Source organism: Pseudomonas sp. fls2-241-R2A-110, from assembly GCF_030209165.1.
GTDB lineage: Bacteria > Pseudomonadota > Gammaproteobacteria > Pseudomonadales > Pseudomonadaceae > Aquipseudomonas.
Map to the genome: position 1 here is coordinate 75,476 of NZ_JARVSN010000023.1, position 12,628 is coordinate 88,103.

The window sequence follows — 12,628 nt, forward strand, 5'->3', positions numbered from 1 at the left end:
TGCTCCCACAGGGAGGTGTGTTGACTAGAAAATCTGGGTAAACAACCAATACAAACTGCCCGACAACAGAATCGCTGCCGGCAAGGTCAACACCCAGGCCATCAGCAGGTTGCGGATGGTCTTCATCTGCAAGCCGCCGCCATTGGCGACCATGCTCCCCGCCACGCCCGAAGACAGCACATGGGTGGTCGACACCGGCAACCCGAACATGTCCGCCGCGCCAATGGTCAGCATCGCCACGGTTTCCGCCGAGGCGCCCTGGGCGTAGGTCAGGTGGGTCTTGCCGATCTTCTCGCCGACCGTCACCACGATGCGTTTCCAGCCGACCATGGTGCCCAGTCCCAGCGCAATCGCCACGGCGATCTTCACCCACAGCGGAATGAAGCGCGTCGAGTTGTCGATCTGCTGCTTGAACAGTTGCAGTTTGCCGCTGGTGTCGGCGTCGAAGTTGCCGACCTTGTTCTTGTCCATCAGGCGAATGGTTTCGCTGGTCAGGTACATGTCGTTACGCACGTTGCCCACGGCCTCGGCCGGTACTTTGGACAGCGAGCCATAACCCTTGACCTGTGCGCCGATGCTGCCCGTGAGGGCGGCGAGGGCCGGAATCAGTTGTGGCGTGGCTTCCTTGCTGCGCACGTATTCGGACAGCACCGGACGTGGATCGGTCGGGGCCGGCAGCGGCGCGGCTTTCACCAGTGCTTGCTGGGTTACTTCGGCGACGGCGGCGAACTGCAGCGCCTGGTCGGCCGGCATGGTGCGGTTCAACGCATACGCCATCGGCAACGTGCCGACCAGAATCAACATGATCAGCCCCATGCCTTTCTGGCCGTCGTTGGAGCCGTGGGCGAATGAAACGCCGGTGCAGGTCACAATCAACATGCCGCGAATCCACCACGGCGGCGGTGTGTTGCCGACCGGTGCCTTGTACAGCGAGCGATTTTTAACAAACGCACGCAGCGCCAGCAGCAACAGGGCGGCAAAGCCGAAACCGACCAGCGGTGACAACAGCAACGCGTAACCGATCTTGGTCGCCTGCGCCCAGTCCACGCCACTGGTGCCGTCATGGCCATGCATCAGGGCGTTGGCGACGCCGACGCCGATGATCGAACCGATCAAGGTGTGCGACGAGGAGGCCGGCAAGCCCAGCCACCAGGTGCCGAGGTTCCACAGGATCGCCGCGATCAACAGGGCGAAAATCATCGCGAAACCGGCGGCCGAACCGACTTGCAGAATCAGCTCCACGGGCAGCAGCGCGATGATGCCGAATGCCACCGCGCCACTCGAAAGCAGTACGCCCAGGAAGTTGAAGAACCCGGACCAGGCCACCGCCAGATTGGGTGGCATCGAGTTGGTGTAAATCACCGTGGCAACGGCGTTGGCGGTGTCGTGGAAACCGTTGACGAACTCAAAGCCCAGGGCGATCAGGAGCGCCACACCCAACAGCAGAAACGGCGTCCAGGTGGTGACCACCGTGCCGAGTTCGCTCATGTCGTGCATCAGGCTGTAAGCAGTGAACAACAGTCCGCTGGCCAACAAACCGAAGAAGATCACGAGGGTCAACAGGCTAGGCTTTTTGTCGAATTGCGGCTTGGCGCTTCTGGCGGCCGCTTTCGTCTGGGCAGTGAGGGAAGGCGTAGCCATGACGGACAGTCCTGGGAGGGAAGGAGTGTCGCCCATGATCGTTGCTGAATGTTACAGAGGAGTTGCGTTAGGTCAGGTTTTGGGTTTGTAGCTTGTCGATTGAGCCGGATTCATCACCCTGATCGTTCCCACGCTCCGCGTGGGAATGCATCCATTGACGCTCTGCGTCAACGCTGGACGCGGAGCGTCCGGGGCGGCATTCCCACGCAGAGCGTGGGAACGATCAGGTTTCTAGTAATCCTGGCGCTTGCGAAACGCCCAGCGCCCGGCAATCAGGGTAAACGTCGCCACCAGCGCCACCAGAATCCAGAACCCCTCGGGATCCCCCGAAAGCGGCACTCCGCCCACGTTCATCCCGAAGAAACCGGCAATGATGTTGATCGGCAGCGCCAGCACCGTGACCACCGTCAGGGTGAACAGCGTGCGGTTGCTCTGCTCATTGAGGTTGGCCGCGATTTCTTCCTGCAACAGCTTGATCCGTTCACCCAGCGCCGTGAGGTCGTTGATGATCAGCGCAAACTCCTCGGTGGACTTGCGCAGCTCCTTCACGTCCTCTTTCTGCAACCACTGCGGCGGCCGGTTGAGCAGGCGCAACAACGAACCCGGCTCCAGCGCCAACAACCGCTGCAAACGCACCAGCACCCTGCGATTGGCGCCCAGCTCGGCACGGTTGGTCGACAGCCGCGAGGACAACAACTCATCCTCAATCTGATCGACGCTGAGGCTGGTCTTGCGCACGATCTGCGTCAGCACTTCACCTTGATCGCGCAGCAAATGCACCAGCAACTCCAGCGGCGAGCGAAAGCGTTCGCCGGCTTTCACCGAAGAGCGCAGCTTGTCCACCGAGTGCAGCGGTTGCAGGCGCGCGCTGATGATCAATCGACTACGGGCACAGACCCACAGTGTCGAGACATCCGACGACACCATGCTTGAGAGGTTGAACACCACGTCGTTGACCACCGCCAGCAACGCCGAATCGACATGCTCAATGCGCGTCGACCGCGAGCCTTCATGCAGCGCTTCGAAAAACTCTTCCGGCAGTTCCAGATGGCTTTTCATCCAGCGCTCGCAGGCGGCATGCGCGAGGTTGAGGTGCAGCCAGAGGAATTCGTCGCTGTCCTCCGGTTGTTGCAAGCATTGCAGCGCCTTGGCCGAATCGATCTCGCGACCGCGCTCGCCCGGGCGAAAACTGAAACCGTAGAGCAGACCGAACAGGTCCGTGTCGCGATGGGTTTGGTCGATGCTGTGGTTCATGAGGGCTCGCAAGGGGAGGCGCCTGCCGCGGGTTTTACAGGTTCACTTGGGCCGCATCATCGCAAGGCGCGATGACATTTTTGTGACAAAAAAATAGCCGTAAACGAACCCTTACCGGTGGTCGGATTTATCTCAAGACCCGCTCTGGTACGCCGATCACCCTAACGTTAATGTGCGCGGCCCTGGCCACGAGCCAACGTTGCAGACAGGGATGTCCGAATACCTTTCACGCTTTGTTCGGCGTGTTCCACCCCTGTCGTGAGTATCACTCGATGCTGCAAAAATCCCTGAGAGCACAAATTCTCGCCTTGTTGAGCGGTAGCCTGTTGGCGATGTTGTTGATCGCTCTGGCCTGCTTCCATTTCCTGTCCAGCGGTGTTCAGAGCTACGCCAATCTGATTGACGGGCCGCTGCATACCTCGCAATTGATTGATGAGGCCAACCTGCAATTCAAGGTGCAGGTTCAGGAATGGAAAAACGTTCTGCTGCGCGGCAAGCAACCGGCGGACCTGGACAAATACTGGAAGCAATTCGAAGACCGCCAGCGTGATGTGCAGGGCATCCTTGGCGAACTGGCCGGGCAGAAGGGTATCGACTCGCAACTCAAGACTCGCATCGAACGCCTGCGTGACGAACACCGTTTGTTGGGCGCCTCCTACCAGAAGGGCCGTGATGCCTACGTGGCGGCGGGTGCCGACCCAGTCGCTGGCGATACGGCGGTCAAAGGTGTCGACCGCGCAACCAGCGATCAGATGAGCGAACTGGTCAGTGAATTGCGCAAGCAGGGTGGCGAGCAATCGAAGCTGATCAGTGCCGGCGCCGAGCGCACGGTGTTGCTGGGAATCATCGTGATGCTCGCCTCGGGCTTGCTGATTGGCCTGTTGAGCCTGTGGCTGGTCAACCGCAATCTGGTTGAACCGATTCGCAAGCTGATCGAATACGTCGCGCAACTCAGCCAGGGAAAATTTGCCGATCGCGTGGCCAGCACCCGTCAGGATGAACTGGGCAAGTTGGCGATAGCCGCCAACACCCTGCGCGATTTCCTCGCTGAAACCTTCAGCCGCTTGCAGCGCAGCGCCAAGGACCTGGACAGCGCCAGCGGTGAACTGAACGCCATCGCCAGCCTCATGGCCAGCGGCACCAACGATCAGTTCAACCGTACCGATCAAGTGGCCACGGCGATGAACGAAATGTCCGCCACCGCCCAGGAAGTCGCGCGGCATGCCGCCGATGCGGCACGTGCTGCCGACGATGCCGACCAGTCCGCTCAGCATGGCGAAAAAGTCATGCAGGGCACCATTCACACCATCACCCGGATGCGTGGCGAAATCGCCAATACCGCCACGGTCATTCGCCAACTGGAAACCGACAGCGGGCGGATCGGCAAGGTGTTGGAAGTGATTCGCGGCATCGCCGAGCAAACCAATCTGCTGGCGCTCAACGCGGCGATCGAAGCTGCACGAGCCGGTGAAGCCGGGCGTGGTTTCGCGGTGGTCGCCGATGAAGTGCGCAGCCTGGCCCAGCGCACGGCGGCATCGATCATCGAGATCAACCAGATCATTCAAACCGTGCAAACCGGCGCAGTCGATGCGGCCCAGGCCATTGAAAGTGGTCAGTCGCGCAGTGAAGAAAGCGTCGAGCAAGTGACCCAGGCCGGCGCCATGCTGGAGCGCATCACCCATGCCGTGGAAGCCATTCGCGACATGAACCGTCAGATCGCCACCGCGGCCGAAGAGCAAACTTCGGTGGCCGAAGACATCTCACGCAACCTCACCGAAATCACCAGCATCGCCAGCACCAACATGAACAACGTGCAGCGCACTGAAGCGGCCAGCCACAATCTGCACGGCTTGTCGGGGCAGTTGAACGAAGTGACATCGCGGCTGAGCGCCTAACGGCAAAGGCTGTGTACCGGTTTGCTTACCGAGTCGGTACACAGTCGATCTCAAGTCCGCTAGATGGATGTCGATGACGGGATAACCCTGAACCCTTATAGGATCAATCCCATGGTCAGCATCAGCTCCGTCTCGATCAATCAAACCCTCTCCACGCCCACCAGCAAAACCACGATCAGTGACAAGACTGACGACACTTCCACCACGGCAACCGGCACTGCGTCTACCGACAGCACCAAGGTGGCTGCCGGTGGCGCGCCGGCGTCAAGTGGCAGCAGCTTCAGCAGCAGCGAAGAATCCGATTCGGTGAAAGCCCTGCGCAAGCAGATTGCCGAGCTGCAAAAGCAATTGCAGGAGGAACAGCAGCGACTGCAAGCCGCTCAGGCCAAGCAGGAAAGTGCTGACGCCAAAGCGGCTGACGTGGCGGCGGCGCAGTCGCAGATTGCAACCACCTCGGGCTCATTGCAGACGGCGACGGCGGCGCTGTTGCAGGCGTTGCAGCAATCCAGTTCCAGCACATCGGGTTCGTTGGTCAGTACGACGGCTTGATGCTCGAAGGCTGAACGTCATGCCCTTCATCAGAGGCTGAATGCAAAAAAGCCGCACGATCCGAAGATCGTGCGGCTTTGTTTTGTGCATCAGGTGTCTTGTTTGTTGCTCAGGACTTTGCCGGTGGCGGCGTCGAAGTCCACATCGAATTCTTTGCCATCAGCGGTTTTCAGTTCCACTTCGTATTCGTAGCCATTGAAGTGGTTGTCCAGGTCGGTGTCGGTGATGGTCGCACCCGGGTGCAGTTTCAGCGCGGCCTGGTTCATGTCTTCCAGTGGCTTGATCTTGCCGCTCTTGACCAGTTCAGGGATCTGGTCGACGCGGACATCTGCATGGGCCAGGCCAGCGGTGAATGTCAGGGCGGCGGCAGTGAACAGGGCGGTCAGGGTTTTCATGAAGTTCTTTCCTTGGGTGATCCGTTTAAGTGGGATCAGGCTAACCAAGGCAACTTAATTCACCCTTAATTCCTCCGGTATCGCCGCCGAGCCGATGCCCACAGGGCCACATGGACCCTGTGGGAGCGTGGCTTGCCCGCGATGGGCGCACCTCGGTTGTAGATCAGTACCCGTTGTTTTGCAGCAATTGCGCAACAGTCCCCGCCGCCGGACGTTTGTAGAACTTCAGCAGCTCACTGGCGCGGTTGGTGAAGATGCCATCGACACCAGCGTCCATGACTTTCTGGTAATCAACCGCATCGTCGATGGTGTAGACATGCACCAACAAACCCTGGTCGTGGGTGTACTGGTTCATCCACGGTTGCACCAGGTCGGAGTAGCTCTGATCGCCACCCTTGGTCAGCGCGGCTGAAGGGCCGGTGCCGATTGCGCCCTGAGCCTTGGCGTAGTCGATCCATTGCTGGAATTCGGCTTTGTTCTTCGGTTGTTGCTTGGCGTAGTAGGTCGCCTTGTCCTTGTCGCCGGACTCGGCAAACGTCACCTTGGATTTGGGCTCGATGCTGCCTTCGCCGACCCACAGCAACAGGATCTTGGGTACTTGCGGCATTTCTTTTTGCAGCAGTTCCAGGCTGCTCTTCTCGAAAGTTTGCAGCACGACTTTGCCTTTGCCCTGGCCGACCCCCAATTCGCTTTTGGCCAGTTTCGAACCCGCCGGACTCAACCAGCCACGGTCCTGGAGTTTTTCCTTGAGGTCATGCTCGATGCCAGGGAATTGCTTGGGCTCCTTGGTCTCGATGTACAGACCAGGCTTGTGCAGCGGATTGCCTTGAGCGATGTCGATGATTTCGTCGAGGGTCAGAATCTTCAGGCCGGCGAAGGAAGGACGGGCACGATCCGGGTAGGCGGTATTGAACCAGCTGCCGGCATCCAGGGTTTTCAGTTCGGCGATGGTGAACGCATTGGCCGGGCTGTCCTTGCGCTCCGGGAATTTGTTCGCGACGTCGGTGGTGCGTTGCAGGTTGTTGTCGTGCAGGGCAAACAGCACGCCGTCCTTGCTGCGTTGCAGGTCCATTTCCAGGTAGTCGGCACCCAGGTCGCGGGCCAGTTTGTAGGATGCGGCGGTGGATTCCGGTGCATCGAACGACGCGCCGCGGTGGGCGATGACGGCCGGGTGAGGGATGCCCAGACGGGTCGCCAGCGCAGTCGGGCCTGGCTCGCTGGCAGCCTGTGCCTGGCCGAGGCCGAGCAGCACGCTCAGCAGCAGGGCGCTTTTAGTGAAGGTAACAGGCATGGTCGAATTCCTTTCGCGATGTATTTTCAAAGACGTACCTTTTAACAACTGAGCGCCGCTTACGCTATCGCCAGACCGACATAAACGTATTTAAGGCAGATTTTTCCAGCGCTTTTGTGCGCTTCTTTGCAGTACCCTTGGCGTCGGCAGTTTCCCCGGCAGAGGGAAATCCGATTGCTTTCCTTGCGTGTAAACCATCAATCACCGGTCGTTAACGACCTTTTTGTGAGGTTTATATGCGCATCACTTCCGAACTCATCTGTCAGGCCGCCGACCAACTCAAGGGCTTCGTCGGCCTCAATCGCAAGACCAGCCAGTACATTGTGCGTTTCAGCGAAGACTCCTTCGGGATGGACGTCGCCGATGACGGCATCATTCCTGTCAGCGAGTTTGTCTGGGCACCGGGACCGGAGCAGGCCATGACCCTCAAGCGTGAGCTGATCCAGTTGTTGCTGGACCAGAATATCGATGACCGGATCAACATCACCGAGCCGTTGCGGGTGTACATGAGTCGGCGGGAAGTGCCGGAGATTGCGGCGATCCGGAGTCTTGTGCGGGGCTGAGTTTTTGTAGTGTCTTTGCTGGCCTCATCGCCAGCAGGCTAGCTCCCACATTGGTGTTGTGTACGACACATCTCCCCTGTGGGAGCATTTTTGTGGTGCTTTTGAGGGCCCCATCGCAGGCAAGCTAGCTCCCACACTGGTTATGTGAACGACACATAACCCTGTGGGAGCTAGCCTGCTAGCGATGGCGGCCTAAACATCACCGCATCATCTTACTGCCTTGAACGCATACGCCCGCTCAACCTTACACACTCGCGTATGACACGCCGAATACCACGTCGAGCGCCCACGCTCGCGAATCTCACTGTGCTCGGGATGATGCTTCCACGCCAGAATTGCCGCTTCACTGGCCCAGTAGGACACCGTAATCCCCAAGCCATCCTCGCCCCGAGCCGATTCCACACCCAGAAACCCAGGTTGCTGACGGGCCAGTTCCACCATGCGCTCGGCGGCCTCGGCGTAACCTTGGTCACCCTCGGTGCGCAGCGAGGTAAAAATCACCGCGTAATAAGGTGTTGCCGGTGTCGGGGCGATCATGATTTCTGTCTCGCACAGGCTTCGATCAAAGCGCGCACCAGCGGTGGTGGCGTGCCCTTGAGCGCTGCGCGTTCAGGCTGGAACAGCGTGGCGACGAAAAACGGGTGACCCTGGAGTTCCACCGCCCGCAAATCGCCGGCTGAATCATGGCCAACAGCGTGCAGCTGTTGGGTCAATAACTCACTTTCGAACTGCGGATTAACCCCGTAGCGGCAGCGATATCCTTCGATGATTTCAGCGCTTTCGTACGCCTTGGCGATCAACGAGCCTTCAACCAGGTGAATGCTGTCCACGGCCTCAACCAGTGAACAGGTCAATGGCGTGAGCAACGCGCGCGCTGCGTCGGGGTGGATTTCGCCATGTTCGGCGTCTTTCCAGCCCAACACGTTTCGGGCGAACTCAAGCACCGCATGTTGAAACCCACCACAGGTGCCAAGGAACGGGCGCCGCTGTTCACGGGCAAAACGGATCGCCCGCAACGCGCCGTCCATGTCGCGATAAGGGCTGCCGGGCACGCACCAGACACCGTCGAACGCTTCCAGCGGCGCGTCAGTGTTCAGGTGGTCGGTGGCCATCCATTCGAATTGAACGTCCAGATTCAGCTGTTCGGCCACCATGCCGAGGGCCACGGGAATGGCTTGATGGGCGGTGATCTGTGGGTCGTAGTCTCCGATCAGGGCGATGCGGATTGCGCTGGTTTCCATGAGTGATTCCCCGGGGTTGTTGATTCCTGATGCCCACTATAGATTGGCGTTCACGCAATCAATATTGGCGTTATCCCAAGTGATCAATGCACCGACGCACTATCGGCTGGACTATCCCGACCTGGCCCTGATCCTCGCCCTGGTGCGTGGCGGTTCTCTGGCAAGGGCTTCAGCGCTGTTGAAGGTCGATGTGTCGACGGTGTTTCGCGCCGTTCGCCGACTGGAAGCCGCATTGGGCCAACAACTGTTCGAAAAAAGCCGCGCCGGTTACCTGCCGACCACGTTGGCGCAATCCCTGGCCGAGCAAGCGGAGCGCGCCGAACAAGCGCTGGACGCCGCGCGCATTGGCGCGGAGCAGGGCGGTGAAGTCATCAGCGGCACCGTGCGGCTGACCTGCACCGATTCGGTTCTACAAGGTTTGCTGTTGCCGGCGCTGGCGCAGTTCATGCCGTCCTACCCGGCGCTTACCCTCGAATTGAGCACCTCAAACGACTTTGCCAACCTGAGCCGTCGCGATGCTGACATTGCCTTGCGCCTGACTCGCACACCGCCCGAGCATCTGGTCGGTCGACGTCTGGCGGATATTTCCTACCGGGTTTGCGCCAGCGCGGCGTATCTGCAATCGGTCGATGCGCACGACCTGGCCTCGCTGACCTGGATCGCGCCGGATGACTTTCTTCCCGACCATCCGACCGTGGCATGGCGGCGTCAGCAGTTCCCCGGCGTGACGCCTGGTTATCGCTGCAACAGCATGCTGTCGGTCACCGAACTGGTGCGCGCCGGACTGGGCGTCGCGGCGTTGCCGGATTTTTTGATCGGCGACCAACTGCAACCACTGACCGGCCCTTTGCACGGATACGACACCGCGCTCTGGTTGCTGACCCGTCCGGATTGCCGAGCGTTGCGCTCGGTGGTGACGTTGTTTGATGAATTGGGGCGGGCGCTTCGATTGCCTTGACCGGTTGTTAAGTCTTCGACTGATCGTGGTTCAACACGTGTTGATGCACTTCCGAGGTCAGGCTTTCGATGCGTTCGGTCAGGCTCTTGGTCATTTCCGTCAACCGGGTGTTTTGTTCGAGCAATTCCATGAGTTGCGCGGTGTTCTTCGCCGCTTGTGCCTGACGTTCGCTATTGGCCACCGCGAGGGATTCCCGGTGCAAGGCGTCCGCGTCGGACTGGGCTTTGTCCCGTGCTGCCTGACGGGTCTGGGCCAGCAGAATCAGGGGGGCGGCATACGCTGCTTGCAGGCTGAACGCCAGGTTGAGCAGGATGAACGGATAGACGTCGAAGTGGGTCACGCCAAAAACGTTAAGGCATATCCAGAGCGCCACGATCAACGTCTGGGCGCCCAGAAAGGTCGGCGTACCGAAGAACCGCGCAAACGCCTCGGCGCGCAAGGCAAACTTGTCAGTGCCGAACGTAGGTTCCAGGTGCGCGTGAGGGCGGTGAAAGCGCAGGTGATCGACGGGAGCCGCGGCAGTGGTGTCTTTAGGCTTGGTGGTCATGATGCTCTCTGCGTGATGCTGGGAATTAGCATCACTATAAGCCCTCACGCCAGTTTCATTCTGAAACACATTTTAGTGTTTATTTTCAGAGTGACCGGCGGAGGAACACTCCGCAGAACGTGTCATTTGTTGCACCCGGATTCAGCACTGGTAGCAGGCCAGGAACATATCCAGCGCCGACTCCACCACGGTGTTCTGCATCTCCTCCGCCAGCGGAGGTAGTCCCATGGAAATCTGCGGCCAGAACGCAAAGGACTTGAGCATTCCCTGGATCTGCTGCGCGGCAAATTGTGGGTCGACCTGTTTCAGGCGACCGTCGGCCTGAGCGGCGCGAATCCACACCGTCAGCCCTTCTTCACGCTCGCCCATTCGCTCGACCATGTTCTGTGCGCGCTCGGGCGAATGAATGGTGGCAGCAATCGCAACTCGCGCCAGGTCGAGAAAATTGTTATCGCCCAGCATCTGCAACTTTGCCTTGAGCATCAGGCGCATTTGCTCGCGCAGTGGCTGATCGTGGCGGTAGGCGGTTTCCTGCTCATCCGTCACCCGCGCCCACAATTGATTGAGGATTTCGGCGAACAACTCTTCCTTGCTCGGAAAGTGGTTGTACACCGTGCGCTTCGACACACCGGCAGTGGCGGCAATCTTGTCCATGCTGGTGATGTCGAAACCATTGGCACGGAATTCGGCAATCGCCGCCTGAATGATGGCTTCGCGTTTACGGTCGGTGAGTCGCTGTGGAGCTGTCATAAGTACGCTTCGGCAGGAGGCAATGGAGAATTACACTTGGTAGTTTACTTGTGAACGGGTTTGATGCAACCTTGAAACTACACTGTGCAGTGTAATGTTTTGTTAATCCTGCACCGTCAAAAATAGCGTCTCCGGCTGATGCGTGCGTGCCTTGGCCATTTATCGTCCCACCGTGGGAAACCGCCATTTGCGGTTTTTCTGGAGTCATTCAGTCATGGCCACTTCAATGTCCTCAACGGAAAATGCTACCCCCACACCTGAAGCGTCCCGTCAGGTAGAAGGACTCTTTCGCAACCATTCACCCGTGCAGCGTGAAGGCTTTCGCAAGATGTTGCGCATCATGTGGAAAATGATCTTCCACAAACCGAGCGACACCCGCCCGACGGCACCCGTTCCGGTGCAAGCCTTGACGCAAGCCGCGTTGATTGCTGCTCCCAACCACAGCGTTTACCGACTCGGTCATTCCACCGTGCTGCTGAAGTTGCGGGACAAGTTCTGGATCACCGACCCGGTCTTCGCCGAGCGTGCCTCGCCGGTGCAGTGGGCTGGCCCGAAGCGTTTCCACCAGCCGCCGATCAGCCTGGAACAATTGCCACCGATTGAAGCGGTGATCCTGTCCCACGATCACTACGACCACCTCGACTATGAAGCGGTGCTCAAACTGGCGGACAAGGCCAACTACTTCCTGACACCGCTGGGCGTGGGCGACACGTTGATCAAGTGGGGCATCGACGCCAGCAAAGTGCGCCAACTGGATTGGTGGCAGGGCACCGAAGTCGATGGCATGCAGTTCATTGCCACGCCGTCGCAACACTTTTCCGGCCGGGGCCTGTTCGATGGCAACAGCACGCTCTGGGCCTCGTGGGTCATGATCGACGGCGATACGCGGATCTTCTTCAGCGGCGACAGTGGTTATTTCGACGGCTTCAAACGCATCGGCGAACAGCACGGCCCGTTCGACCTGACCCTCATGGAAACCGGTGCCTACAACGTCGAGTGGCCGCACGTGCACATGCAGCCCGAGCAAACCCTGCAAGCGCACATCGACCTTAAAGGGCGTTGGTTACTGCCGATTCACAACGGCACGTTCGACCTGTCGATGCATGCCTGGTATGAACCCTTCGACCGGATACTCGCGTTGGCCTGGGAGCGCAATGTGTCGATCACCACCCCGCAAATGGGCGAGGCGTTCAACGTCATGTACCCGCAGCGGGGGAGCGCCTGGTGGTCGGGCGTGGAAGAAGAAATTGAGCAGATCGCCGCTCAGAACGCTTGATCCTCTGCCGTCGGGCCGCGCACTTTGGCGCGGCCCACGATCTTCGCCACCGTCAGATCGCTAACGTGACCGTCGAGAATTTCATCCAGCTCCGACGACAACAGCCCAAGCCTTTTCGCCGCTTCAGCCTTATCCAGCTGACCAGTATCGAGGAGCATCCCGACCTTCATCAGGCATTCGGCCTTGGCCCTCATCTCGCCCCCATCGGCATCCCCCGAAGACGGATGACCGCGTCGGTTGTATTCATCGAATCCATTCATCAGCTGAC

14 protein-coding genes are annotated in these 12,628 nt (G+C 59.3%); 5 read left to right on the forward strand and 9 right to left on the reverse strand.

What is annotated here, in order from left to right:
- Positions 1-24: 24 nt before the first annotated feature.
- Positions 25-1,641, reverse strand: a complete 1,617-nt coding sequence (locus QRN31_RS19065) for an inorganic phosphate transporter (RefSeq protein WP_285433778.1) — start codon at positions 1,639-1,641, stop codon at positions 25-27.
- 231 nt (positions 1,642-1,872) lie between these two features.
- Positions 1,873-2,895 (reverse strand): transporter, encoded by a 1,023-nt coding sequence (locus QRN31_RS19070; RefSeq protein ID WP_285433780.1) that lies wholly within the window; start codon positions 2,893-2,895, stop codon positions 1,873-1,875.
- Positions 2,896-3,167: 272 nt separating this feature from the next.
- Between QRN31_RS19070 and QRN31_RS19075 the strand changes: the two genes are divergently transcribed.
- Together QRN31_RS19075 and QRN31_RS19080 are read left to right on the forward strand one after the other, a co-directional pair.
- Complete coding sequence (locus QRN31_RS19075; protein WP_285433782.1) at positions 3,168-4,790, forward strand: methyl-accepting chemotaxis protein; 1,623 nt, start codon at positions 3,168-3,170, stop codon at positions 4,788-4,790.
- Between the two features lie 111 nt (positions 4,791-4,901).
- On the forward strand, positions 4,902-5,339 hold the full coding sequence (locus tag QRN31_RS19080) for a hypothetical protein (protein WP_285433784.1): 438 nt from the start codon (positions 4,902-4,904) through the stop codon (positions 5,337-5,339).
- 89 nt (positions 5,340-5,428) lie between these two features.
- Here the strand turns inward: QRN31_RS19080 and QRN31_RS19085 are convergent, their stop codons facing one another.
- Positions 5,429-5,734 (reverse strand): PepSY domain-containing protein, encoded by a 306-nt coding sequence (locus tag QRN31_RS19085; protein ID WP_285433785.1) that lies wholly within the window; start codon positions 5,732-5,734, stop codon positions 5,429-5,431.
- A 163-nt stretch (positions 5,735-5,897) separates the two neighbouring features.
- Positions 5,898-7,025 (reverse strand): glycerophosphodiester phosphodiesterase, encoded by a 1,128-nt coding sequence (locus QRN31_RS19090; protein WP_285433786.1) that lies wholly within the window; start codon positions 7,023-7,025, stop codon positions 5,898-5,900.
- 236 nt (positions 7,026-7,261) lie between these two features.
- Between QRN31_RS19090 and QRN31_RS19095 the strand changes: the two genes are divergently transcribed.
- A complete protein-coding gene (locus QRN31_RS19095; RefSeq protein ID WP_285433787.1) occupies positions 7,262-7,588 on the forward strand; it encodes a DUF2025 family protein in 327 nt (108 codons plus the stop codon).
- Positions 7,589-7,795: 207 nt separating this feature from the next.
- Here the strand turns inward: QRN31_RS19095 and QRN31_RS19100 are convergent, their stop codons facing one another.
- Positions 7,796-8,125 carry an antibiotic biosynthesis monooxygenase family protein gene (locus tag QRN31_RS19100; RefSeq protein ID WP_259153051.1) on the reverse strand — a complete coding sequence of 110 codons (330 nt, stop codon included), beginning with the start codon at positions 8,123-8,125 and terminating at the stop codon, positions 7,796-7,798.
- Entirely contained in the window at positions 8,122-8,829 is a 708-nt protein-coding gene (locus QRN31_RS19105) for a CTP synthase C-terminal region-related (seleno)protein (RefSeq protein WP_285433790.1), read from the reverse strand. The genes QRN31_RS19100 and QRN31_RS19105 overlap by 4 nt, the downstream gene beginning before the upstream one ends.
- A gap of 16 nt (positions 8,830-8,845) precedes the next feature.
- Here QRN31_RS19105 and QRN31_RS19110 point away from each other — a divergent pair, with 16 nt between their 5' ends.
- A complete protein-coding gene (locus tag QRN31_RS19110) occupies positions 8,846-9,787 on the forward strand; it encodes a LysR family transcriptional regulator (RefSeq protein ID WP_285433935.1) in 942 nt (313 codons plus the stop codon).
- A gap of 7 nt (positions 9,788-9,794) precedes the next feature.
- Here the strand turns inward: QRN31_RS19110 and QRN31_RS19115 are convergent, their stop codons facing one another.
- Positions 9,795-10,334 (reverse strand): DUF1003 domain-containing protein, encoded by a 540-nt coding sequence (locus tag QRN31_RS19115; RefSeq protein ID WP_222588096.1) that lies wholly within the window; start codon positions 10,332-10,334, stop codon positions 9,795-9,797.
- A 141-nt stretch (positions 10,335-10,475) separates the two neighbouring features.
- Complete coding sequence (locus QRN31_RS19120) at positions 10,476-11,084, reverse strand: TetR/AcrR family transcriptional regulator (RefSeq protein ID WP_285433793.1); 609 nt, start codon at positions 11,082-11,084, stop codon at positions 10,476-10,478.
- Between the two features lie 214 nt (positions 11,085-11,298).
- On the opposite strand from QRN31_RS19120, the gene QRN31_RS19125 reads away from it, so the two are divergent.
- Complete coding sequence (locus QRN31_RS19125; RefSeq protein WP_285433795.1) at positions 11,299-12,360, forward strand: MBL fold metallo-hydrolase; 1,062 nt, start codon at positions 11,299-11,301, stop codon at positions 12,358-12,360.
- Here QRN31_RS19125 and QRN31_RS19130 read toward each other — a convergent pair.
- Entirely contained in the window at positions 12,348-12,620 is a 273-nt protein-coding gene (locus QRN31_RS19130; protein ID WP_285433797.1) for an XRE family transcriptional regulator, read from the reverse strand. The two genes, QRN31_RS19125 and QRN31_RS19130, sit on opposite strands and share 13 nt — an antisense overlap.
- Positions 12,621-12,628 lie beyond the last annotated feature (8 nt).